Source organism: Geodermatophilus sp. URMC 63 (genome assembly GCF_053502565.1).
The window spans coordinates 3,788,368-3,811,865 of the sequence record NZ_CP199956.1 but is presented as its reverse complement, the minus strand read 5'-3'; the positions used below and the strand labels follow the sequence as shown (position 1 = coordinate 3,811,865).

General features: G+C 75.2%; 21 protein-coding genes and 1 pseudogene. 8 read left to right on the top strand and 14 right to left on the bottom strand.

What is annotated here, in order from left to right; genetic code table 11:
* Positions 1–83 precede the first annotated feature (83 nt).
* On the bottom strand, positions 84–1,088 hold the full coding sequence (locus tag ACWIZO_RS18670; protein WP_448639145.1) for an Acg family FMN-binding oxidoreductase: 1,005 nt from the start codon (positions 1,086–1,088) through the stop codon (positions 84–86).
* Between the two features lie 135 nt (positions 1,089–1,223).
* Here ACWIZO_RS18670 and ACWIZO_RS18665 point away from each other — a divergent pair, with 135 nt between their 5' ends.
* Entirely contained in the window at positions 1,224–1,736 is a 513-nt protein-coding gene (locus tag ACWIZO_RS18665) for a DinB family protein (protein WP_448639144.1), read from the top strand.
* A gap of 17 nt (positions 1,737–1,753) precedes the next feature.
* Here ACWIZO_RS18665 and ACWIZO_RS18660 read toward each other — a convergent pair whose 3' ends face one another.
* From ACWIZO_RS18660 to ACWIZO_RS18645, 4 genes are all read right to left on the bottom strand, one after another.
* A complete protein-coding gene (locus ACWIZO_RS18660; RefSeq protein ID WP_448639143.1) occupies positions 1,754–2,968 on the bottom strand; it encodes a low temperature requirement protein A in 1,215 nt (404 codons plus the stop codon).
* Between the two features lie 77 nt (positions 2,969–3,045).
* The gene (locus tag ACWIZO_RS18655) at positions 3,046–4,773 is read right to left on the bottom strand and encodes a potassium channel family protein (protein ID WP_448639142.1); all 1,728 of its coding nucleotides are present in this window, start codon (positions 4,771–4,773) and stop codon (positions 3,046–3,048) included.
* Between the two features lie 45 nt (positions 4,774–4,818).
* Entirely contained in the window at positions 4,819–5,205 is a 387-nt protein-coding gene (locus ACWIZO_RS18650; RefSeq protein WP_448639141.1) for a DUF6394 family protein, read from the bottom strand.
* A gap of 95 nt (positions 5,206–5,300) precedes the next feature.
* Entirely contained in the window at positions 5,301–7,124 is a 1,824-nt protein-coding gene (locus tag ACWIZO_RS18645) for a flavin-containing monooxygenase (protein WP_448639140.1), read from the bottom strand.
* A 129-nt stretch (positions 7,125–7,253) separates the two neighbouring features.
* Here ACWIZO_RS18645 and ACWIZO_RS18640 point away from each other — a divergent pair, with 129 nt between their 5' ends.
* The 5 genes and pseudogenes from ACWIZO_RS18640 (at position 7,254) to ACWIZO_RS18620 (ending at position 12,673) form a co-directional block, all read left to right on the top strand.
* On the top strand, positions 7,254–8,444 hold the full coding sequence (locus tag ACWIZO_RS18640; RefSeq protein ID WP_448639139.1) for a GAF domain-containing protein: 1,191 nt from the start codon (positions 7,254–7,256) through the stop codon (positions 8,442–8,444).
* 158 nt (positions 8,445–8,602) lie between these two features.
* Positions 8,603–9,190, top strand: coding sequence for a peroxidase-related enzyme (locus ACWIZO_RS18635; RefSeq protein ID WP_448639138.1), 588 nt, complete (start codon positions 8,603–8,605; stop codon positions 9,188–9,190).
* Positions 9,079–10,124: pseudogene (locus ACWIZO_RS18630) on the top strand (PP2C family protein-serine/threonine phosphatase). The gene ACWIZO_RS18635 and the pseudogene ACWIZO_RS18630 overlap by 112 nt, the downstream one beginning before the upstream one ends.
* Positions 10,125–10,188: 64 nt before the next feature.
* Positions 10,189–11,625 carry a M1 family metallopeptidase gene (locus tag ACWIZO_RS18625; protein ID WP_448639137.1) on the top strand — a complete coding sequence of 479 codons (1,437 nt, stop codon included), beginning with the start codon at positions 10,189–10,191 and terminating at the stop codon, positions 11,623–11,625.
* Between the two features lie 28 nt (positions 11,626–11,653).
* Positions 11,654–12,673, top strand: coding sequence for an LLM class flavin-dependent oxidoreductase (locus tag ACWIZO_RS18620; protein ID WP_448639136.1), 1,020 nt, complete (start codon positions 11,654–11,656; stop codon positions 12,671–12,673).
* On the opposite strand, the gene ACWIZO_RS18615 is transcribed toward ACWIZO_RS18620, so the two are convergent.
* A complete protein-coding gene (locus ACWIZO_RS18615) occupies positions 12,656–13,030 on the bottom strand; it encodes a diacylglycerol/lipid kinase family protein (protein ID WP_448639135.1) in 375 nt (124 codons plus the stop codon). The genes ACWIZO_RS18620 and ACWIZO_RS18615 overlap by 18 nt on opposite strands.
* Positions 13,000–13,236 (bottom strand): hypothetical protein, encoded by a 237-nt coding sequence (locus ACWIZO_RS18610; RefSeq protein WP_448639134.1) that lies wholly within the window; start codon positions 13,234–13,236, stop codon positions 13,000–13,002. Before ACWIZO_RS18610 ends, ACWIZO_RS18615 begins: the two co-directional genes overlap by 31 nt.
* Between ACWIZO_RS18610 and ACWIZO_RS18605 the strand changes: the two genes are divergently transcribed.
* Positions 13,237–14,385 carry a MalY/PatB family protein gene (locus ACWIZO_RS18605; protein ID WP_448639133.1) on the top strand — a complete coding sequence of 383 codons (1,149 nt, stop codon included), beginning with the start codon at positions 13,237–13,239 and terminating at the stop codon, positions 14,383–14,385.
* A 3-nt stretch (positions 14,386–14,388) separates the two neighbouring features.
* Here the strand turns inward: ACWIZO_RS18605 and ACWIZO_RS18600 are convergent, their stop codons facing one another.
* From ACWIZO_RS18600 to ACWIZO_RS18585, 4 genes are all read right to left on the bottom strand, one after another.
* The gene (locus ACWIZO_RS18600) at positions 14,389–15,762 is read right to left on the bottom strand and encodes an FAD-dependent oxidoreductase (RefSeq protein WP_448639132.1); all 1,374 of its coding nucleotides are present in this window, start codon (positions 15,760–15,762) and stop codon (positions 14,389–14,391) included.
* Between the two features lie 17 nt (positions 15,763–15,779).
* Positions 15,780–16,220, bottom strand: a complete 441-nt coding sequence (locus tag ACWIZO_RS18595; protein ID WP_448639131.1) for a flavodoxin family protein — start codon at positions 16,218–16,220, stop codon at positions 15,780–15,782.
* 40 nt (positions 16,221–16,260) lie between these two features.
* Positions 16,261–17,205 (bottom strand): DUF808 domain-containing protein, encoded by a 945-nt coding sequence (locus ACWIZO_RS18590; RefSeq protein WP_448639130.1) that lies wholly within the window; start codon positions 17,203–17,205, stop codon positions 16,261–16,263.
* A 147-nt stretch (positions 17,206–17,352) separates the two neighbouring features.
* Positions 17,353–17,646 carry a hypothetical protein gene (locus ACWIZO_RS18585; protein ID WP_446760258.1) on the bottom strand — a complete coding sequence of 98 codons (294 nt, stop codon included), beginning with the start codon at positions 17,644–17,646 and terminating at the stop codon, positions 17,353–17,355.
* An 87-nt stretch (positions 17,647–17,733) separates the two neighbouring features.
* On the opposite strand from ACWIZO_RS18585, the gene ACWIZO_RS18580 reads away from it, so the two are divergent.
* A complete protein-coding gene (locus tag ACWIZO_RS18580) occupies positions 17,734–18,333 on the top strand; it encodes a dihydrofolate reductase family protein (protein WP_448639129.1) in 600 nt (199 codons plus the stop codon).
* Between the two features lie 195 nt (positions 18,334–18,528).
* On the opposite strand, the gene ACWIZO_RS18575 is transcribed toward ACWIZO_RS18580, so the two are convergent.
* The 3 genes from ACWIZO_RS18575 to icmF all read right to left on the bottom strand — a co-directional run bounded on the left by ACWIZO_RS18575 (position 18,529) and on the right by icmF (position 23,466).
* Positions 18,529–19,356: a helical backbone metal receptor gene (locus ACWIZO_RS18575; RefSeq protein WP_448639128.1), complete on the bottom strand. Its 828-nt coding sequence runs from the start codon at positions 19,354–19,356 to the stop codon at positions 18,529–18,531.
* The gene (locus ACWIZO_RS18570) at positions 19,356–20,135 is read right to left on the bottom strand and encodes an SDR family NAD(P)-dependent oxidoreductase (protein ID WP_448639127.1); all 780 of its coding nucleotides are present in this window, start codon (positions 20,133–20,135) and stop codon (positions 19,356–19,358) included. The genes ACWIZO_RS18575 and ACWIZO_RS18570 overlap by 1 nt, the downstream gene beginning before the upstream one ends.
* An 82-nt stretch (positions 20,136–20,217) precedes the next feature.
* Entirely contained in the window at positions 20,218–23,466 is a 3,249-nt protein-coding gene (gene icmF, locus ACWIZO_RS18565) for a fused isobutyryl-CoA mutase/GTPase IcmF (RefSeq protein WP_448639126.1), read from the bottom strand.
* Positions 23,467–23,498 lie beyond the last annotated feature (32 nt).

Here is a 23,498-nt window from a genome sequence, read left to right as displayed (position 1 = left end):
GTCCGGACGGCCGGCTCGACCCCATCCAGGCAGCAGGACCGGCAGGCGGGAAGGGTCCGAGGTCCCCGGTCCCGGGCGCACTGTCACCCGGCGAAGTCGAGCACGTCGCCCACCGGACGGCGGTTGGTGGACGGGGTCCGGTCGTCGGCGGGGTACCCCAGCCGCAGCAGCATCTGCGGGTGCCCGGCGAGCGACAGCCGGGAGCGCAGCTGCGCCCGCGTGGCCGGCCAATCGAGCGCCTGGGTGAGCGGGGAGGCCGCCAGGCCGGCCGCCGTGGCCTGCAGCAGCACCCGGCCCAGCGCCCGGCCCGCGGTCAGCCAGGCCGGCCGGTCGTCGGCGTCCGTGCCCAGCAGCACGACGGCCGGGCGCTCCACCGCCGGCGGCGGGGCGTCGGGGGCCGGGTCGTGCCCGTGCGGCCGGCCGGCCGGCCGCGACCCGACGACGAAGTCCCGCACCAGCCAGTTCGACGGCCGGGTCGCGGGGTCCTCCCCCGACACCGCCCCGACCGGGATCCCGTCGACGGCCGCGGGGTCGGTGCGCATCCACCGCTCCAGCTCGGCGAGGTACTCCGGCTCGCCCCGCTCGATCTCCTCCGCGCGGGAGATGAGGAACACCGTGGCCACCTCCTCGTCGGACCCGCTGACCGGCCGCAGCCACACGCGGAAGGCGCCGGCCGTCGCCTGCAGCCGGTCGAGGAGCCCGTCGGGCACGGCCCGGGGCAGGAACGGCGCCCGCTCGGTGTGCCGGGCGGCGATCGCCTGCCCGAGCAGCCGGTCCTCCTCGTCCGGCTCGTGCCGGCCCGGGACCGCCACGGTGGCCAACAGGTCGGGGTCGGCGGCGTCGGGCAGCACGTCGACCTCCGCGGCGCACCCGGCCGCGGTCAGGGCGACGACGGCGAACTCCACGGCCACGCCGCAGCTCAGGACCCGCTGGCGGCCGCTCGGGTCGAGGGCCGGCAGCGCCCGCGCAGGATCGGTCCGCACCTCCAACCGGTCGCCGTCCACGCGGAAGAGCCACGGCTGGGTGTTGTGGATCGACGGCGCCCGCGTCGCGGCCTCCACGACCCGGGTCCACTCCTGCTGGTCCATGCCGGTCCCTCCTGTCCTCGGTCGGGCCGGCCTCGCCCGCGCCGGCGGAGCCGCCCAGGGCCGCGAGTCCCGCGGACGCCGGACGCACCGTCCCGGCCGCCGGACCGTCCCCGGCCGCTGGCAGCATCGTGCCCTGTGACCACGCCTGCGCGAGAGATGCCCCCGCTGGTCGCCGACGAGCGGGCGACCCTCGAGGGCTGGCTCGACTTCTACCGCGCCACGCTGGCGCAGAAGTGCGCCGGCCTGACCGAGGAGCAGCTGCGGACCGCCTCCGCGCCGCCGTCCCCGCTGACCCTGCAGGGACTGGTGCAGCACATGGCCGAGGTCGAGCGGAACTGGTTCCGGCGGGTCCTGCTCGGCCAGCGGGTCCCCGCCGTCTGGGACCCCACCGCCGACCCCGACGGCACCGACGACGGCTTCGACCTCTCCGACGACGTCTCCTCGGCCGAGGCCACCGCCGTGTGGCAGCGCGAGGTCGACGCCGCGCGCCGCGCGGTGGCCGGGCGGGACCTCGACTCCTGCAGCCCCTTCGCCGGCGCCGAGGTCACCCTCCGCTGGATCTACTCGCACATGGCCGCCGAGTACGCCCGCCACTGCGGCCACGCCGATCTCCTGCGCGAACGGATCGACGGCGCCACCGGGGTCTGACCGCCCACGGCCCGGGCTCAGACCTCCCCGGTCGCCGTCCGCTCCGCCGACCGCTCCACCCAGCCCGCCGCCACCACCACGACGAGCAACGCGGCCAGCGCGCCGACCACGACGACGGCCGGCAGCTCGAGGAGCGCGTCGAGCAGGGCGACCGCCCCGGCCGCCACCGGCCAGTACCAGCGGCGGCGCGCGTCGTCCGTCATGGCCGACGTCGTGACGCTCGCCGACACCAGGTACAGGGCCACCCCGCCGGCGAGCAGCAGCCGGGTCCCGGCCGGGACCTCACCGGCCGAGGCCTCCACGACGGCCAGCTCGGCTCCCGCGCCGACGGTGGCCACCCCGAGGGTGAGCGGCAGGTGCCCGAAGACGTAGACGTCGTGGGAGTGCGCGCTGTTGGACTCCCCGGCCTCGCCGAGCAGCTGCTTGATGCGGGCACCGGTCAGGTCGAAGTGGCTCCACCACAGGGCCGCGGCGAGGAGGAAGGTGACCAGCGCGACCGGCAGGGCCGCGCCGGACCAGCCGGCGTCGTAGAGCCCGTGCGCCACCCCGGCCACCGGCTCGCCCAGGACGAGGATGACGAACAGCGCGAAGCGCTCGGGCAGGTGCTCGACGTGCAGCGGGACGTCGGCCGAGGACCGGGTGGCCAGCAGCGGGACGAGCGCCTCGACCAGGACCGCGGCGGCCCACAGGGCGAACCCCGCCGGCCGGGGCACGGCCAGCGAGACCGCCCACAGGACCGCTCCCGCGCCCGCGCCGGCCAGGTAGAGCCGGGTGATCGGCCGCGCGGAGGGCACGTGCCGGTACGCCCGGTGGTACTGCAGCACCAGCATGAGCCGCAGCAGCACGTGGCAGACGGCGAAGGCGGCGAACCGCTCCCCGGTCGCCTCCGACGCCGAGGCCGCGAGCCCCACGACGGCGGCCATGCTGCCGAGCTTGTACAGCCGGTAGACGACGTCGTCGTGGTCGAACCGGTTGGCGTACAGCGTCGAGCTCACCCACGACCACCACACCGTGGTGAACAGCCCAGCGAAGACGGCGAAGCCGTGCCAGGTCACGTCCTCGCGCAGCGCGATGGCCAGCTCCGCCACGACCAGGACGAAGGCCAGGTCGAAGAACAGCTCCAGGCGGGAGGCCGAGCGGCCCTCGTCGGTGCGCAGCTCCGGCGCCCGGACCGCGTCCCCGCGCCCGGGGAGGACGTCCATGAGCCGTCGGCCGAGCCCTCGGTCCGCCATGCGTCCCCCAGCTGCCGCTCCCCGTACCCGGGGTGCCTCCTACCCCGGCCGGTGCGGTCCACGCCGAGCGGCCCGGCTCAGGGGACGCGCGTCGGCTCCGGTATCGGCGTCGACCGGGACAGCCGCCGCCAGATCCAGCTTGTCGGCACCTGGCGGCCGGTGACCAGGTACTCCACGACACCGTCGACCAGGAACGTCGTCTCCAGCGCCCGGCGCGTCGAGGCCCGCCCGGCGCACAGCAGCTGGTCGTCCGGTGCGAGCACGAGGTCCGCGCCCGGGGCGAGCAGGGCCTCGTCGTCGCGCAGCACCAGCAGGGGCACCACCGCCAGGGGCTCCTCCCGCTGCGCGGGGCTGCGCAGCAGGTCGCCGAGCTGCAGCCGCCTCGCGGTCAACCAGGGCCAGAGTGCCGGCGCCTCGGTCGCGGTGAGCCGCACCTTCCACAGCGGCTCGAGGTGCCTGCCGCAGGCGTCGACCAGCCGGTCGACGACCCCGGCCGACCACTCGTCGGTCTGCCCCGGCAGCTCCCGCAGGAAGCGCCACAGCAGCGGGGTGCTCAGCCGGGCGTAGGCGTCGTGGGCGACGACCTGGGTGGGGACGAGCAGCGCGTCGGGCTCCATGGCGGCGAACAGTGCCGCGTTGGTCGGCTGGTTCTGCCGCGCGGCGATGAACAGCTCCCGGTTGGCGCGCCGCGCCTCGGCGACCAGGGAGAGGTTGGTGGTGTCGTTGTCGGTGCCGGCGACCAGGCCGACCGCGGTCACGAGGTCGGCCCGCCGGATCACCCCGGGCTCCGACGCGTCGCCGAGCACCGTGGCCTCGTCGTCGTGCGGGTCGACGGTGGTGACCTCCAGGCCCTCGGCGCTCAGGTCGGCGGCGAACTGCCGGCCGAACCGGCCGTAGCCGCACACCACCCACCGGCCGGGGGCCGGGGCGTCGGCACGCGGCGGCAGCTCCGCGCCGGGACCGCTCTCCAGCCAGGTGGTGAGCTGGTAGGACGCCGGGGCGCGCAGGGCCAGCCGCAGGTGGTCACCGAACCGGTCGAAGGGGTTGATGACCGTCGGCCGGCCGAAGGTGCGCATCCGCTCGGCCACCACCGACGAGGTCGTGCGGGTGACCACGGTCAGGTCGGGGCGCAGCAGGGCCGCCGCCATCGTGACCGCCAGGTTCGCCTCGTCGTCGTTGGTGAGGGCCAGCACGCCCTCGCAGTACGGGTGCCCGAGGCCGGCGACGCCGAGCACGTGCGCGTCGCGCGCGTCGCCGACCACGCCCGGGACGTCGGCGTGGGAGGTGTTGAGCTCGAGGGCGTCGATGCGGGCGTCGGCGATGTCCACGACGGTGAACCGGCGGCCCAGCGTGTCGAAGGCGCGCCCGAGGGTCTCACCGGTCTCCCCGTAGCCGGCGATGAGCAGGAACGGCTCGCGCAGCCCCGTCACCTTGCGCGAGACGTGCCGCAGGGCCAGCGCGTGCCGGAACGCCCGGTCCTGCAGCAGCGCCAGCAGGGCGCCGATCGCGTAGGCCCAGCCGATGACGCTCAGGTAGATGGTGACGGTCACCCACATCCGCTGCGCGTAGGAGAACGCGTTGGGGATCTCGCCGAAGCCGATCGTCGTCGCCGTGTAGCTCATGACGTAGAAGGCGTCGAACACGCTCATCCGCGCCGGCTGCCCCTCGGCGTCCACCCCCGGGATCAGCGACAGGCCCAGCACGCTGACGGCGAAGATGACGATGAGCGTGATGAGCGGGGCGCGCATGCGCCGCAGGACCACGAACACCGTGGCCGACCCCTCGGCCCGCGGTACGACCGGCATCCGCCGTCGTCCGCGCCGGCCGGCCCGGGCTGCGCTGGCCACCGGTCAGTGCCGCTGGAAGGAGACGGTCTCCACGACCAGCAGGACGATGGAGACGACGTTGGCCAGCAGCGCACCGCCCGAGAGCGAGACCATGCTGGCCGTCGCCCCGGCGGTCAGCCCCTCGCTCGAGATGTACTGCGCCCAGGCCCAGGTGAGCGAGGCCGCGATCAGCTGCAGGTCGGCCACCAGGCTGGTGGCCAGGTGGACGGCGCCGATCTGGGTCCGGTCGCCGAACTTGAGCACCGTGGCGATCAGGTTGACCACCACCGCGGCGAACAGCTCGTAGACGTTGTGCAGCGTGGGGTCGTCGATGTCGCCGACGAAGAAGCCGAAGTTCAGCGTGGCGGCGAGCACCACGAAGAACCCGAAGACCACCTTCTCGAGGTTCATGCGACTCCCGCGGCTGGCTCGGCGGCGACCGGCCGACAGTAGCGCCGCGGGAGCACCGGCGCCGGGGGCGGGCTGCTCCCCCGGCGCCGGGCTGCTCAGCGGGTGTGGTGCACCTCCTGCAGGCCGTGGACCGGTGTCGGGATCCCGGCGTGCCGGGCCTTGAGCTGCAGCGCCAGGTAGAGCGAGTAGTGCCGCGACTGGTGCAGGTTGCCGCCGTGGAACCACAGCGCCTCCTGCTGGGTGGGCTTCCACATGTTGCGCTGCTCGCCCTCCCAGGGGCCGGGGTCCTTGGTGGTGTCCGACCCCAGGCCCCACACCTTGCCCACCTTGTCGGCGACCTCCTGGCTGATCAGGTCGGCCGCCCAGCCGTTCATCGACCCGTAGCCGGTGGCGTAGACGACGAGGTCGGCGGGCAGCTCGGTGCCGTCCTCGAGGACGACCGCGTCCTCGGTGAGGTGGTCGACCTGCCCGTGCGCCAGCTCCACCTCGCCGTTCGCCACCAGGTCGGCGGCACCCACGTCGATGTAGTAGCCCGAGCCGCGGCGCAGGTACTTCATGAACAGGCCCGACCCGTCGTCGCCCCAGTCCAGCCAGAAGCCGGCGTGCTCCATGCGGCGGTAGAAGTCGGCGTCGCGCTCCCTCATCTGCTCGTAGAGCGGGATCTGGAACTCGTGCATGATCTTGTACGGGATGGAGGCGAACACCAGGTCGGCCTTCTCCGTGGTGACCCCGTTGGCCACCGCCTCCTCGCTGTAGAGCGCGCCGAGGCCGATCTCCATGAGGCTGTCGCTCTTGACGATGTGCGTCGAGGTGCGCTGCACCATCGTCACGTCGGCGCCGTGCTCCCACAGCGCGCCGCAGATGTCGAAGGCGGAGTTGTTGCTGCCGATGACGACGACCTTCTTGCCGGCGTACCCGTCGGGGCCCGGGTGGGCCGAGGAGTGGTGCTGCTCGCCGCGGAACACGTCCTGCCCGGGGATCACCGGCACGTTGGGCTTGCCGCTCATCCCGGTCGCCAGCACCAGGTGCTTGGGCCGCAACGTCAGCGGCTGCCCGTCGCGGACCAGCTCGACGGTCCACTCGCCGTCCTCCGGCGAGTACTGCGCGCTGCGCACCTCGGTGCTGCCCCAGTAGGGCACCTCCATGACCTTCACGTACGACTCGAGCCAGTCGCCGATCTTGTCCTTGGGGGCGAACACCGGCCAGTTGTCGGGGAAGGGCAGGTAGGGCAGGTGGTCGTACCAGACCGGGTCGTGCAGGCACAGCGACTTGTAGCGGCTGCGCCACTGGTCGCCGGGGCGGGCCCGCTTGTCGACGACGAGCGCGGGGACGTCGAGCTGCCGCAGCCGTGAGCCCAGCGCGATGCCGCCCTGCCCGCCGCCGACGACGAGCACGAAGGGCTGGGTGGTGACGCCGAGCTCGGCCGCCTCGCGGGCCCGGCGCTCGGCCCAGGTCTGCCGCTCGCGGTTGACGCCGTGCTCGGCGCCCTTGGGCCGGCCCGGCCCGCGCGGCTCCTCGTGGCCCGTGAGCTCGTACAGCGTGGTGAGGAACGTCCAGGCCCGGGGCCGGCCGTCCTCCTCGACCAGCCGCACCAGGCCCCGGCCACGGCCGACCGCCGTCTCGAAGGTGAACCAGGCGGTGGTGACGCCGTCGGCCTCCTCCGGCTCCTCGCTGACCGCGAAGCCCGACGGGTCGGTGCGGTCGAGGGTGGCGGTGAGCAGGTCGGTCACGCCGGCGGGGTCCTCGACCGTGGTGATGTTCCAGGTGAACGCCACCAGGTCGCGCCAGAAGCTGGTGCGCGCGAACATCCCCGCGGCGCGGGCGACGTCGCGGGCGCGCAGCGCGTCCTCGAAGCCGGTGAACCAGTCCCGTGCCCGCTGGGCTGCGCCGGTGGGCGGCGCGTCGAGCGTCTGCGTCATGGAGGTGGCCTCCTCGCCGTCGTCCTGACTGCGGTCGTGCGCACGGCACTCGCGCACGTGGTGTGATGGGGAGCACAGCGCACCACCGCTGCGGGCGGGAGCGTTGCAGCGGATTGCACGGAGGTGCTGGTGACCGGCTGGTCGGCGGTCTCACCCGGGACGGACCTCTCCCGGCACGCCCGGGTCCTCACCCGCGTGCACGACGCGGTCATCGGCGGCGGCCGGCCTCCGGTCGCCCCACGCCGGGTGGTGCAGCGCTCCTGGTCCCGGGTGCTCGGCATGGGCCTGGACCCAGCCCGGCCGAACGCCCGCGACCCGCTGTCGCCGGACGCGGTCGAGGCCCGGCGGCGACGGTCGGCGCTGTCGCTCGTGGTCGACGAGCTGCGGCAGGTGCTGGTCAGCGTCGCCGACGCCTCGCACTTCCTCGTCGTGGTCACCGACGCCGACGGGGTCGTCCTCTGGCGGGAGGGCGCGGCCGCCATCCGGCTGCGCGCCGACCGGCTGGGGTTCGCCGAGGGCGCCACCTGGACCGAGGCGGCCGTGGGCACCAACGCCATCGGCACGGCCCTGGCCGAGGCCGCGCCGGTGCAGCTGTTCTCCGCCGAGCACTTCGAGCAGGCGCAGCACCCGTGGTACTGCAGCGCCGCGCCGATCCACTCGCCGGTCACCGGGGAGCTGCTGGGCGTCGTCGACGTCAGCGGCCCGGCGCTCACGCTGCACCCGGCCATCGGCGCGCTGGTCGAGACGTCGGTGCGGCTGGCCGAGTCGCGGCTGGCGTGGCGGCACGAGCAGCGGCTGGAACGGCTGCGGCGCAGCGCCGACCCGGTGCTGACCGGCGTCCGCGGGCCGCTGCTGCTGGTCGACGACGACGGCTGGGTGGCCCACGCCTCCGGCGTCGCCGTCCGGCCGCGGGTGGCCGCCCCGCGGGCCGACCGGGTGATGGCCGTCGCCGGGCTGGGGCTGTGCACGCCCGAGCGGCTCGCCGAGGGCTGGCTGGTGCGGCCGCGCGGCGCGCGCGAGCCGGTGGCCGCCGAGCTCGACCTCACCGGCACCCCCGTGCTGCGGGTGCGCGCCGGCGGAGCGCCGTGGACGGCGGCGCTGACCCGGCGGCAGGCGCAGGTGCTCGTCCTCGTCGCCGGCGCCGGCCGGGCCGGGTTGTCGGCCGGCGCGCTGAGCCAGGGCCTGTTCGGCGACGACCAGCACGTCGTCTCCGCCCGCGCGGAGGTGTCGCGGCTGCGCCGGGTGGTCGGCGACCTGGTCGGGACGGCGCCCTACCGGCTGGCCGACGGGGTGACCCTCACGGTGGCGCCTCCCGGCTGAGCGACCGTCCGCCGGCCCGGGCTCCCCCGTCGCCTGCCGACGACGTGTCAGACACCACGCGGGGTCCGCGCCGTCGCCCGCGTCCCGGGCCGTCGTCCCCCGCGCCCGCGCGCCGCCACGCCGGGACACGGGGAGTCGTCACACGGCACGCTGAGCCGGTGACCGACACCTCGCAGCCGATCAGCCGCTTCCCCGTCGCCGACCCCGCCGGCCTGCCCGGCGACCTCGCCGAGCGCTACGCCGACGTGCAGGAGCGCTCGGGCTTCCTGCCCAACGTCTTCGCCGCCCTGGCCTGGCGGCCGGACGAGGCGCGGGCGTTCTTCGCCATGCACGACGCGCTGATGGACAAGGACACCCCCGGCCTGTCCACCGGCGAGCGCGAGCTGATCGTCGTCGCCACCAGCGCCGCCAACGACTGCGCCTACTGCGTCGTCGCGCACGGCGCCATCGCCCGCATCCGGATGCGCGACCCGCTCCTGGCCGACCTGGTCGCCGTCGACTGGCGCAAGGCCCCGCTCGACGACCGGCAGCGCACGATCCTCGACGTCGCCGTCCGGCTGTCCACCGACCCGGCGGCGGTGACACCGGAGGACCTCGACCGGCTGCGCGCGCACGGCCTGACCGAGGACGACGTGTGGGACGTCGGCGCGATCACCGCCTTCTTCGCGCTGTCCAACCGGCTCGCGCACTTCGCGGCGATCCCGCCCAACCCGGAGTTCCACCTGCTGGGCCGCCTGCCGCGCTGAGCGGCCCCGCCGATCCTCTGGAATCAGTCATCTGGTCGGCGACCGAGGCGCCGGTGCGCTTCGAGGCGTCGGCGCACCTGCCGCTGCTGGTGGCCGGCGACGTACCCGGCACGCTCAGCCTGGTCTGGGACCGGCCCCGCACGCCCACCCCCGCCGAGGAGGGCCTCGTCCTGGCCCTCGCCCGGTACACGGCGCAGGCCGTCGCCCGCGCCGTGCTGCTGGCCGAGCAGGAGTCGGTCGCCACCACGCTGCAGCGGGCCCTGCTCGGCGAGCTGCCCGCCCCGGCCGGGCTGGAGCTGGCCGCCCGTTATCTGCCCAGCAGCGCCGGGGCGCAGGTGGGCGGCGACTGGTGGGACGCCTTCGAGGACTCCGACGGCGCCCCGGTGCTGGTCATCGGCGACGTCACCGGCCACGACGTGCGCGCCGCGGCGACCATGGGCCAGCTGCGCGCGATGCTGCGCGGCTTCGCCTTCGAGGCCGGCGAGCCGCCCGCCCACGCGCTCGGCCGCCTCGACGCCGCCGTGGCCGGGCTGCGGGTCGGCGCGCTGGCCACCGCCGTGGTGGCCCGCGTCGACCCCGGGGACGACGGCGGCCGGGTGCTGTCGTGGAGCAACGCCGGCCACCCGCCGCCGCTGCTGCGCTCCCCGACGGCACCGTCGAGGTGCTCACCTCTCCCCCCGACCTGCTCGTCGGCCTGCACCCCGCCCGCCCGCGCTCCACCTGGCGGACGCCGCTGCCGCCGGGCAGCACCCTGCTGCTCTACACCGACGGGCTGGTCGAGCGCCGCCGCACCGACCTCGACAGCGGCATCACCCAGCTCGCCGGGCACTGGCCGGGGACGACCGGGGGTCGCTGGACGACCTGCTCGACCGGCTGCTCGCCGGCGTGCGCGGGTCCACCGACGACGACGTCGCGCTGCTGGCCCTCCGGGTGACGCCCTCCCGTGACCCGCCTACGGTGACCCGGCCGGCCCGCCCGGGGCCGCCGGAAGGAGAGGCATGCGCCACCGGACCTCCCGCACCACCGCCACCGCACTGGCCACCGCCGCCGCCCTCGCGCTGACCGTCGGGCCGGCCGCCGCAGCCCCCGGGGCGCCGGGCGGGCCCCGGTTCGTCGACGGCAGCACCTCCGGCGGGGACCCCTACTTCCCGGCCGCGGGCAACGGCGGCTACGACGTCGGGCACTACGCGCTGGACCTGTCCTGGTCCGCCGACGGCCGGCTCGACGGCACCGCCGTCGTCACGCTCACCACCACCCAGGACCTCGCCAGCCTGTCGCTGGACCTGCGCGGCCTGCAGGTCTCGGAGGTCCGTGTCGACGGGCGGCCGGCGCGGTTCGAGCAGCTACCGCCCGACGAGGAGGGCCGCGGCGGCGAGCTGGTCGTGCGGCTCACGCCGCCGCTGCGCGCCGGCACCACCGCCGAGGTCACCGTCGTCTACGGCGGCACGCCCGGGCAGCCCACCGACGTCGAGGGCGCTCCCTACGGCTTCTACCGCGTCGCGGACGGCGTGCTGGTGGCCAACGAGCCCGAGGGCGCGCCCACCTGGTTCCCGGTGGACGACGTGCCCACCGACAAGGCCACCTACGACTTCCGGATCACCGTCCCGGAGGGCAGGACGGCCGTGGCCAACGGCGAGCCGGTCGGCGAGCCCACCACCGCCGACGGTCGGACGACCTCCCTGTGGCGGGCCGCCGACCCGATGGCGAGCTACCTCGCCACCGCCTCGATCGGCGACTACACCGGCACCACCCGCGTGGGCCCGGACTCCCTGCCGATCCTCGACTTCGTCGACGACGGCGTGGCCGGACGGGAGACCGACGCCGTCCTCGACCTGCAGCCGGCGATGATCGACTTCTTCGACGACGTGCTCGGGCCCTACCCGTTCACCTCGTTCGGCTCGATCGTCGACGACAGCGAGGACCTCGGCTACGCGCTGGAGACCCAGACCCGCCCGGTCTACTCCGGCCGCCCCGACGAGGAGACGGTGGCCCACGAGCTGGCCCACCAGTGGCTCGGCGACAGCGTCAGCCCGGCGACCTGGGCCGACATCTGGCTCAACGAGGGCTTCGCCACCTACGCGCAGTGGCTGTGGACCGAGTCGCGGGGCGGCCCGACGGCGCAGGAGCAGTTCGACACCGTCCGCGCCACCCCCGCCGACGACGCCTTCTGGACGGTCCCGCTGACCGACCCCGGCCGGGAGGGGCTGTTCGCCGACGCTGTCTACGACCGCGGGGCCGCCGCCCTGTACGCCCTGCGCCAGCAGATCGGCGACGACGCCTTCGCCGGGCTGCTGCACCGGTGGACGGCCGACCACGCCGGCGGCACGGTCACCACCGCCGATCTGCTCGCCCTCGCCGAGGAGGTCAGCGGCCAGGACCTCGACGCCTTCTTCACCGACTGGCTCAGCGAGGCCGACGAGCCCGACGGGTGGTGAGCGGCCGGGGGTGGGCAGGATCGCACCCATGCCCGCCCCCGGCACGCCGCTCGAGCAGCTCGGCTTCCTGACCATCGGCACGTTCGACCCGGCCGACCCCGCCGCCGGCCACGAGACCACGCTGCGGATGGTCGAGCTCGGTGAGCGGCTCGGCCTCGACAGCGCCTGGCTGCGCCACCGGCACCTGCAGTACGGCATCTCCTCGCCGGTCGCCGTCCTCGCCGCGCTGACCCAGCGCACGTCGCGGATCGCCCTGGGCACCGCGGTGACCCCGCTGGCGTGGGAGAACCCGCTGCGGCTGGCCGAGGACCTCGCCACCGTCGACGTCCTCTCCGGCGGCCGGCTGCACCCCGGCGTCAGCGTCGGCCCGCCGATGCACTGGGACGACGTGAAGGAGGCCCTCTACCCCGACACCGCGGAGGTGGAGGACTTCTCCTACGGCCGGGTGGAGCGGCTGCTGCGCCTGGTCGCCGGCGAGCGCGCCAGCACCTTCGCCGGGCGCGAGGGCGTCGTCGAGGAGTTCTCCGACCGGGTGCAGCCGCACTCCCCGGGCCTGCGCTCGCGCCTGTGGTACGGCGGCGGCAGCACCCGCTCGGCGCAGTGGGCCGGGCAGGCCGGCACGAACCTGCTGACCAGCAGCGTGGTGCGCGCCGAGGAGGGGTCGACCGACTTCGCCGCCATCCAGGCCGGCCAGATCCGCGCCTACCGGGAGGCCGGCGGCACCGGGCGCGTGTCGCAGGGCCTGGTGGTCGTGCCCACCGACACCGCGACGCCGGAGCAGCGGGAGCGCTACGCCGCCTACGCCGCCGCGCGGGCACCGCGGGTCGGCGTGCCGCAGGGTCCCGGCCGGCTGCTGTTCGCCCCGGACCTCGTCGGCAGCTCCGAGCAGGTCGCCGAGGCGCTGTACGCCCACGCCGGCTTCCGCGAGGTCACCGAGGTCGTCTTCGCACTGCCGTTCGACTTCGCCGAGGCCGACTACGAGCAGATCCTCACCGACACGGCCGAGCGCCTCGGCCCGCTGCTCGGCTGGTCACCGGCCGGGGGCTGAGGGCACCAGCACCGACCAGGCGGCCGGCTCGAGCCGCCAGGTGCGCGCGGTGACCGGATCCTGCAGCTCACCGTCGGCGTCGAGCTCGACCGGCTCGCCGCTCACCGTCACCTCCCGCCCGCGGACGACGACGTCGTCGCGGGCGGGATGGCGCCCGGTGAGCAGGGCCGCGGCGAACGCCGCCCGCGCCGCCGGCCCGGTCGCGGTGCTCACCACGACGTCGGCCAGCCCGTCGCCGGGGTCGGCACCGGGTGCCAGCGCGGTGCCCCCGCCGATCGTCGGGCCGTTGCACACCCCGGCCATCAGCACCGGGGTGTCGCCGTCGGTCACCACCGCGCCGTCGACGGTGACCCGCACCCGCCAGCCGGCCCGCGGCCGTCGAGACCGGCCAGCACCCGGTCGAGCTCGCCGGCGTCGGCGGTGGCGGCCACCTCGACGTCCGTGCTCCCCCGGAGGACGGCGAGCACGGAGTCCAGCGCCTCGTCGTCCGCCGTGCCGGCCGACCGGTTGACCACCACGAGCAGCGCCATGCCCGGATCGTCGCAGCCGGGCAGGATCGGCACGTGGCCGACGACCTCATCGAGCGACTGCGCGCACGCGGCGGGCTGAAGTGGACCCGCCACCCGGGCGCCCTCGGCGCGTGGGTGGCCGAGTCGGACCTGGGGACGGCACCGGCGGTCACCCGGGCCCTGCACGAGGCGGTCGAACGCGGGCTGCTCGGCTACCTGCCCGACTGGCTGGCCGAGGACATGGCGCGGGCCACCGCCGGCTTCCTGCTCGACCGGCACGGCTGGGCGGTGCCGCCGGAGCGGGTGCGGCCGCTGCCCGACGTGCTGGCCGGCCTGTCGGCCGCCATCACCCACCTCTCCCGCCCCGGCTCGCCGGTCGTGCTGCCCACCCCGGCCTACATGCCCTTCCTGGAGGTGCCGCCGGCGCTGGGCCGGGAGGTGCTCGAGGTGCCGATGGCCCGCGACGGGAACCGGTTCGTCTACGACCTCGACGCGCTCGACGCCGCCTTCGCCGCGGGCGGGCACCTGCTGGTGCTGTGCAACCCGCACAACCCGATCGGCCGGGTGCTGGAGGCCGCGGAGATGCTGGCCGTCGCCGAGGTGGTCGACCGGCACGGCGGGCGGGTGTTCGCCGACGAGATCCACGCGCCGCTGGTCTTCCCGGGGCACCGGCACGTGCCCTACGCGTCGCTGGGCGAGGTGCCCGCGCGGCAGGCGGTGACGGCGACCTCGGCGTCCAAGGCGTGGGACCTCCCGGGGCTCAAGTGCGCGCAGCTGGTGCTGACCGACGACGCCGACGCGGCGCTGTGGGCCGAGGTCGGCCACCCGGTTGAGCACGGCGCCTCGACCCTGGGCGCCGTCGCCAACACCGCGGCCTACACCGACGGCGTCGACTGGCTCGACGAGCTGCTCGTCGTCCTCGACGGGCACCGCCGCCTGCTCGCCGACCTCGTCGCCACGCACCTGCCCGGGGTCCGGTACACCCCGCCGGAGGGCACCTACCTCGCCTGGCTGGAGGGCCTCGGCACCGAGGGACGGACCGTGGCCGAACCGGGCGACCTGCTGCTGGCGCGGGCCGGGGTCGCGGTGGTCGACGGCGCGCGGTGCGGCACGGCCGGCCGGGGCGCGGTGCGGCTGAACTTCGCCACGCCGGCGCCGGTGCTCGAGCGGGTGGTCGAGCGGATGGGTGCGGCGCTCCGCTGACCGTCAGCCGCGGGTGTCGGCCTCGACCGCCTCGAAGGCCTTGCGGGCGGCGATGAGCACCGGGTCCCACACCGGCGCGAACGGCGGGGCGTAGGACAGGTCGAGGGAGAGCACCTCGTCGACGGTCATCTCGTTCCAGATGGCGATGGCCAGCGCGTCGACCCGCTTGGCCGCGCCCTCCCGGCCGACGACCTGGGCGCCCAGCAGCCGCCCGCTGCGGCGCTCGGCGATCATCTTGACCCGGATGGGGCTCGCGCCCGGGAAGTAGCCGGCCTTGGTCGTGGAGTCCACCGCGGCGGTCACGTAGGCGTACCCGGCGGCCTCCGCCTCGGCCTCCGACAGCCCGGTGCGGGCGGCCTCGGTGGCGCAGATCTTGGTGATCGCCGTCCCGATGACGCCGGGGAAGGTGGCGTACCCGCCGCCGATGTTGATGCCGGCCACCCGGCCCTGCTTGTTGGCGTGGGTGCCGAGCGCGACGACGACCCGCTGCTTGGACAGGCGGTGCACCGACTCGACGCAGTCGCCGGCCGACCACACGCCGGGCACCTGGGTGCGCATCCGCTGGTCGACGGCGACGCCGCCGGAGGTGCCCAGCGGGATGCCGGCCTCCCGGGCCAGCCGCACGTTGGGCCGCACCCCCAGGCCGAGGACGACGAGGTCGGCGGGCAGCTCGCGGCCGCTCTGGGTCACCACCGCGCGGGCCCGCCCGTCGGGGCCGACGTCGATGGCGGCGACGCCGTCGGAGAGCACCAGCTCGATGCCCTCGCAGCGCACCGCCTCGGCGATGACGGCGCCCACGTCGGGGTCGAAGGTGCCCACGGGCTGCGCCGAGAGGTCGACGACGGTCACGTCCAGCCCGCGCATCCGGCAGGCCTCGGCGATCTCCAGCCCGATGTAGCCGCCGCCGACGACGACCACCCGCTGCACCCGCCCGCTGTCGAGCTCCGCACGCAGCGCCAGGCCGTCGTCGAGCACCTGCACGCCGTACACGCCGTGCGCGTCGATGCCCTCGACCGGCGGGCGCATCGGCACGCTGCCGGTGGCGTAGACCAGGTCGTCGTAGGGCTCGGTGCCCTCGGCGCCGGTCTCCAGGTCGTGCCAGTGCACGACCCCCTTGTCGGTGTCGATGCCGACCACCTCGGTGCGCATCCGGACGTCGAGGCCGGCGGCGCGGTGCTGCTCGGGCGTGCGCGCGACCAGCTGGGCCTCGCGCTCCACGGTGCCGGCGATCCAGTAAGGGATGCCGCAGGCCGAGTACGACGTCGCCCGCCCGCGTTCGAACAGGACGACGTCCAGGTCGGGCTGCCGCTTCTTGGCCTGCGACGCCGCGCTGCCGCCGGCGGCGTCCCCTCCGATGACGACGAGGTGCTTGCTCACCCATCGGAGGCTAGGCGCTACAGGCTCACCGCGACGGTCGCGGCGAGTTCGCGGACGGCCTCGAGGTCGTCCTTCGCCGGCGCGCCGGTGAGGGAGAGTGGCGCGGCGACCTGCTTCCAGCGCAGCGCGCCGGTGATGGTGGCGATGGCCCGGAGCGCGCCGGCGGTGTCGTCGCCGCCGTGCACCCAGACGCCGTAGGGCAGGCCCACGGTGGCGTCGAGGCACGGGTAGTAGACGGTGTCGAAGAAGTGCTTGAGCGCGCCGCTCATGTACCCGATGTTGGCCGGCGTCCCGAGCAGCACGCCGTCGGCGGCGAGCAGGTCGGCCGGCCCCGCCGACAGCGCCGGCCGCTCGACCAGCTCGGCCTCCTCGACCATCGCCACGCCCTCGCGGGCCGCCTCCAGCACCGCCTGCAGGTTCGGCGACGGGGTGTGGTGGACGACGAGCAGCCGCGGCATGCCGCCATCCTGCCCGGCCGGCGCGGCGCCCCTGCCGCGCTCAGTGGCCGGCCGGCTCGGCCCTGCGCCGGCGGAGCGCGAGGGTCACGACCAGGACGACGACCGCGCCGACGACGAGCCCGACGAGTGCGCTGGCCAGCGTGTTGACCAGCCACCCCACGACCCCGCCGAGGGCCCCGGTGGCCTCGTGCGCCGCCTCCTCGAGGTGGTGCACGAGGCCGTACACGGCGTGCAGCCCGAGCTCGTCGCTGCCCACCAGCAGGATGTGCCCGCCGACCCACAGCATCGCGGCGGTGCCGACCACGGTGAGGGCGGTGAGCAGCCGGGGCATCCCCTTGACCAGTCCGCGGCCGAACCCGGCCACGCCCCTCGCCGACGACCGGGACAGCCGCAGCCCGGCGTCGTCCATCTTCACGATGAGCCCGACGACGCCGTAGACCAGCACGGTGATCAGCACCCCGACGATCGCGAGGATGGCCGCCCGCGCCCAGAAGCCCTCCCCAGCCACCTCGTTCAGCGAGATCACCATGATCTCCGCGGAGAGGATGAAGTCGGTGCGCACGGCTCCGGACACGATGGTCTGCTCGTCGGGCATCGCCTCCTCGCCGGAGGCGTGGTCGTCGTGGTGGCCGCTGAGCCGGTGCCACACCTTCTCCGCGCCCTCGTAGCAGAGGTAGGCGCCGCCGACCATGAGGATCGGGGTGAGCAGCCAGGGCAGGAACTGACTGAGCAGCAGGATCGCGGGCAGGATGATCAGCAACTTGTTGCGCAGCGACCCCACCGCGATGCGCCGGATGATCGGGATCTCGCGGTCGGCCGACAGACCGCGGACGTACTGGGGCGTGACGGCGGTGTCGTCGACCACCACGCCGGCGGCCTTCACGCCGGCCCGCCCGGCGGCGGCCCCGACGTCGTCGATCGAGGCGGCAGCGGCACGCGCGAGCAGCGCGACGTCGTCGAACAGGGCTACGAGTCCACCGGCCACGGGACGTCCTCTCGGTTGGTCAGCACTCGTGTGCAGTCTCGGTGATCGGGGCCGGTCCGGCCGTCTCGGGCGCGACCGCCGGCCCGGCGTCCCCCGCGTGGTACCCGCCCGCGGCCGCCGGGCGCGCGGGTGTCCCGCCCGTCCGGGTCAGGCGGGACCGCGGTGGGCGGACCACAGCTCCGCGGCGCGGGCGGCGGCCCCGGACACCAGGGCCGCCAGCTCCGCCCGGTCGGGGACGGGGAAGGACACGTAGGCGCCGCGGCCACCGGCGGTCGGCCGGCCGTAGGCCTTCGCCGCGAGGTGCCCGTCCGGCAGGAGCCGGACGTTCAGCGTGGTCAGCAGGAACTCCTCACCGCGCCGGGTGTCGGTCCAGCGCAGCGCCTCCGGGACGACGACGTTGACGGCCAGGGCGGTCACCTCGACGTCGACCTCGCTGCTCATGCCGCATGGTGGCACGCCACCGGCTCCGGCCGGGTCGCTCCCGGGGACGGGACGGCCGGGTGGTGCCGGCCGGAGGGCACTGGTCTCATGAGCGGCGTGTCGGGAGCAGCGGGCAGGGTCCTCGTCGGCAGCGTCTGGGCGACGCTGGACGGGCGCGTCGCCGACGCCGGCGGGGACCTGGACTGGGTCGCACCGCACGCGCGCAGCGGCGCCGTGCTCGACCAGCGGGAGCGGCTGCACACCGCGGCGACGACCGCCCTGATGGGCCAGGAGGAGTTCGAGCGCTCCCGCGCGGCGTGGCCCCCGGTGGCCGAGGACCCCACGGCCGATCCGCGCGACCGCGCCTACGCCGGCTGGGTCGACGCGGTCGAGAAGATCGTCCTGTCCACCACGATGACCGACCCGGGGTGGCGCAACAGCTGGGTGCTCGAGGTCGGCGCCTCCCAGGTCGCCGCCCACCTGCGCCGGCAGCGCGGCGGCGACGTCCTGGTCCTCGGCGGCGGCGTCGTCGCCCGGCTCCTGGCCGCCGACGCCCTCGACCGGCTGGCCGTGGTGTGGGTCCCCGAGGTGCTCGGCGGCGGCGCGCGCCTGTTCGACGACGGCCTGCCCCGCTCCCGCTGGCTGCCGACCGGCAGCGCCGTCTCTGACACCGGCGCCACCTGCACCACCTACGACCGGGTGCGCTGACCCGGTCGGCCGGTCAGCGGCGCTGCTGTCGCTGCGCCTCCCACGGCGGCAGGGGGACGAACCCACTGTCGCCGTCGTAGCTCCACCAGCCGGAGGGATGGGCCTCCCGGGTCCCGAACGACTCCTCGAGGGCGAGGGCCAAGAACCGGGCCGCCAGACAGTGACCCTGTCGTCACACTGCGACCGGCGCGGCGGTCATCGACCGAGAGCGGCCAGCAGCTCCGGGCGGGCGGTCGCCAGCGAGGGGCCGTACCAGGTCAGCGCGCGCCCGGAGACCAGCACCGACCGCAGCCCCGGGAACGCCTCGGGGCCGTCGTCGGTGGTGAACAGGTAGGGCTCGTCGGGCAGCAGGACCACGTCGGGGGCCGCCGCCCGGACGTCGTCCACGGAGACGTGCGGGTAGCGGTCCTCCCCCGACCCGAACACGTTGACCAGGCCGAGCCGGGCCAGCACGTCGCCGGTGAAGGTGCGTGGGCCGACCACCATCCACGGGTCCCGCCAGATCGGCACGGCCACGCGGCGGGACGGCTCCGGGGTGGGCCGCGACCACTCGGCGGCCGCGGCCGTCAGCCAGGACGGCTCCCCCACCGCGAGCACCTCGCCGAACAGCCGGCGCATCGAGGCCAGCGCCTCGTCGACGGTCTCGATGACCGTCACCCACACCGCCACACCGGCCGCGCGCAGCCGGTCGACGTCGAGCTTCCGGTTCTCCTCCCGGTTGCAGACGACGAGGTCGGGCGCCAGCGCGGCGATCGCCGCCCGGTCGGGGTTCTTCGTCCCGCGCACGCGGGCGACGTCGAGGCCGGCCGGGTGGGTGCACCAGTCGGTGGCGCCCACCAGCCGGTCGGGCACGGTGACCGCCAGCGCCTCGGTCAGCGAGGGCACCAGCGACACCACCCGCCGCGGCGGTCGCGGCAGGTCGACCGGCGTGCCGAGGTCGTCGGTGGTGACGTGCTGGAACGGCCCCGCTGCAGGGTCCCGCCGCGAGCGGAGCGAGTGGAGGGGGGCAGCCGGGTCCTCCATCAGTACATGACCAGCCCGGCCGAGACGTTGAGGTCCTCCCCCGTGATGCCGGCCGCGCGGTCCGACGCGAGGAACGCGACGGCGTGGGCGACGTCGTCGGCGTCGACCAGCCGCTGCAGGGCGGCGCCGCCGGCGAACTCGGCCCGCGCCTGCTCCACGGGAATCCCGCGGGAGGCCGCCTGCTGCTCCAGCACCCAGGCGATCCGTGGGCCCTCGACCCCGCCCGGCGACACCAGGTTGACCCGGACCCCGGACGACCCGAGCTCCCACGCCAGCGTGCGGACCAGGCCGACGAGCGCCGTCTTCGACGCGGCGTAGGGCGTCCGGTTGACCAGCGGCCGCTTGCCGGTCACCGATCCGATGACGACGACCGAGCCCGAGCCGCGGGCGATCATGCCCGGGAGGAAGGCCCGGCAGGCCAGCATCGTGCCGGTCACGTTGACCCGGAGGGTGTCCTCCCACTCCTCCAGCGGCATCTCCACCAGCGGAGCGCTGGGCCCGGCGATGCCACTGTTGTTGACCAGCACGTCCACCCGGCCGAACTCCCCGACCGCCGCCTGCGCCGCCGCGTCGACCGACGCCGGGTCCCGCAGGTCCATCGCGACGACCAGGGCCCGCCGGCCCGCCGTGCGGACCTGCTCGGCAACCTCGTCCATGGGGCCGGTCGACCGCCCGGCGAGGACGACGTCGGCGCCCTCGGCCGCCAGCCGCAGCGCGATCGCCCGGCCGATCCCGCTCCCCGCGCCGCTCACGGCGGCGACCCGACCGTCGAGCACCATGGACGACCCTCCCGGCTCCCTCGGCCCCGCTGCAGGGCCCCGCCGTGAGCTCGCGAGCGGTGGGGGGCAGCGGGGTCCTCCGTCAGACGTTGCGGCGGTACTGGCCGCCCACCTCGAAGAACGCGTCGGAGATCTGGCCGAGCGAGCACGACCGGACGGCGTCCATCAGCGCCTCGAACACGTTCCCGCCCGAGGTGGCCGCCTCCTGCAGGCGGGCCAGCGCGGCCGGCGCCTCCTCGGCGTGCCGGGCCCGGAAGTCGGCCAGCCGCTGCAGCTGCGACTGCTTCTCCGCCTCCGTCGCCCGCGCCAGCTCCACCGGCTTAGGCGGCGCCTCGTCCCGGTGGGGGTCGAGGAAGGTGTTGACGCCGACAATCGGCAGCGACCCGTCGTGCTTGCGGTGCTCGTAGAGCATCGACTCGTCCTGGATCCTGCCGCGCTGGTAGCCGGTCTCCATCGCGCCCAGCACGCCGCCGCGCTCGGCGATCCGGTCGAACTCCGCGAGCACCGCCTCCTCGACCAGGTCGGTGAGCTCGTCGACGACCGCCGAGCCCTGCAGCGGGTTCTCGTTGCCGGCCAGGCCCCACTCCCGGTCGATGATCATCTGGATGGCCAGCGCCCGGCGCACCGAGTGCTCCGACGGCGTGGTCACCGCCTCGTCGTAGGCGTTGGTGTGCAGCGAGTTGGCGTTGTCGTAGATCGCGCACAGCGCCTGCAGCGTCGTGCGGATGTCGTTGAAGTCCATCTCCTGCGCGTGCAGCGACCGGCCCGACGTCTGCACGTGGTACTTCAGCTGCTGCGAGCGGGCGTTGGCGCCGTAGCGGTCGCGCATCGCCACCGCCCAGATCCGGCGGGCCACCCGGCCGATCACCGTGTACTCGGCGTCCATGCCGTTGGAGAAGAAGAAGCTCAGGTTGGGCGCGAAGTCGTCGATCGCCATGCCGCGCGCGAGGTACGCCTCGACGTAGGTGAACCCGTTGGCCAGCGTGAAGGCCAACTGACTGATGGGGTTCGCCCCCGCCTCGGCGATGTGGTACCCCGAGATCGACACCGAGTAGAAGTTGCGCACCGAGTGCTCGATGAACCAGGCCTGGATGTCGGCCATGCAGCGCAGCGCGAACTCGGTGGAGAAGATGCAGGTGTTCTGGCCCTGGTCCTCCTTGAGGATGTCGGCCTGCACCGTGCCGCGGACGGTGGACAGCACCCAGGCGCGGATCTCCTCGGCCTCGGCGTCGTCGGGCTCGCGGCCCTCGTCCTCGCGGAACCGGTCGAGGCGCTGCTCGATCGCGGTGTTCAGGAACATCGCCAGCACCGCGGGCGCGGGGCCGTTGATGGTCATCGACACCGACGTCGTCGGGGCGCACAGGTCGAACCCGCCGTAGAGCACCCGCATGTCGTCGAGCGTGGCGATGGAGACACCCGAGGTGCCGACCTTGCCGTAGACGTCGGGGCGCGGGTCGGGGTCGCGGCCGTAGAGGGTCACCGAGTCGAACGCCGTCGACAGCCGGGTGGCCTCGTTGCCCGCCGACAGCACCCGGAAGCGCCGGTTGGTGCGGAACGCGTCGCCCTCGCCGGCGAACATCCGCGCCGGGGCCTCCCCCGCGCGCTTGAACGGGAAGACGCCGGCGGTGTACGGGAAGGCGCCGGGCAGGTTCTCCCGCCGCAGGAAGCGCAGCAGCTCGGCGCCGTCCTGCGTGCGCGGCAGCGCCACCCGCGGCACCTTCGTGCCGGACAGGGTCTCGCGGGTCAGCGGCGTGCGGATCTCCTTGCCGCGCACCGTGTAGACGTACTCGTCGCCCGAGTACTGCTCCATCCGCGCCGGCCACTCCTCCAGCAGCGTGCGCACCTCGGGCAGCAGCTCCCGGGCGGCGGCCTCCGCCGCCTCCCGCGCCGCCTCGGCGGCCGTGCCCTCTCCAGTGCCCTCGAGCACCTCCGCGGCGGTGGTCAGGTGCTCCCGGCGGCGGACGACGGCGGCCTGCTCCTCGGTGACCCGGTGGTGCGCGCGGACGGCGTCGGCGACGTCGGCCAGGTACCGCGACCGCGACGAGGGGACCACGCTGGTCAGCCCGGTCGAGGCGCGCACGTCGACCCGCGGCAGGACCCCCGCGCCGGCCGGCAGCCCCTCGTCGGTGAGCAGGCCGAGCAGGTGCTGGTAGAGCGCGGTGACGCCGTCGTCGTCGAAGCGGGCGGCGCTGGTGCCGAACACCGGCATCTGCTCCCACGGCTGACCGAACGCCTCGCGGTTGCGCACCATCTGCCGAGCGACGTCGCGGCGGGCGTCCTCGGCACCCCGCCGCTCGAACTTGTTGATGGCGACCACGTCGGCCAGGTCGAGCATGTCGATCTTCTCGAGCTGGCTGGCCGCGCCGAACTCCGGCGTCATGACGTAGAGCGAGACGTCGCTGAACGGCACGATCGCCGCGTCGCCCTGCCCGATGCCCGGCGTCTCCACGATGACGAGGTCGAAGCCGGCGGCCTTCACCGCGGCGAGGACGTCGTCGAGGTGCTCGGGCACCTGCGCGCCGGCGGTGCGGGTGGCCATCGAGCGGAAGAAGGTGTGCGCGCCCTCGCCGGACTCCAGCGCGTTCATCCGGATCCGGTCGCCCAGCAGCGCACCGCCGCCGCGGCGGCGGCTCGGGTCGATCGCGACGACGGCGACCCGCAGCTTGTCCTCCTGGTCGCGGCGCAGCCGGCGCAGCAGCTCGTCGGTGAGCGAGGACTTGCCCGAGCCGCCGGTGCCGGTGATGCCCAGCACCGGCACGGTGCGCGCCGCGGCGGCCTCGCGCACACGGGCGGCGAGCGCGTCGTCGGCCCCGGCCTCGAGCACGCTGATCGCCCGGGCCAGCGCCCGCGGGTCGCCGGTGAGCAGCGCCTCGACGTCGGGGCCCTCGGCGGCGAGGTCGACGTCGCAGGCGCGGATGAGCTCGTTGATCATCCCGGGCAGGCCGAGGCGGGCGCCGTCCTCCGGGCTGAAGATCCGCACGCCCCTCTCCCGCAGCGCGGCGATCTCCTCGGGCACGATGACGCCCCCGCCGCCGCCGAAGACCTTGACGTGCGACGCGCCGGCCTGCGCCAGCCGGTCGACCAGGTAGCCGAAGTACTCGACGTGCCCGCCCTGGTAGGAGGAGACGGCGACGCCCTGCACGTCCTCCTCCAGCGCCGCCCGGACGACGGCGTCGACGGAGCGGTCGTGGCCCAGGTGCACGACCTCCGCGCCCTGGCTCTGCAGCAGCCGCCGCATGACGTTGATCGCCGCGTCGTGCCCGTCGAACAGGCTCGCCGCCGTGACGAACCGGACGGGGTGGACGGGCACGTGCAGCTCGCGCGAGGCCATGCCCCGACAGTAGGCCGAATCTAGTAGGACGT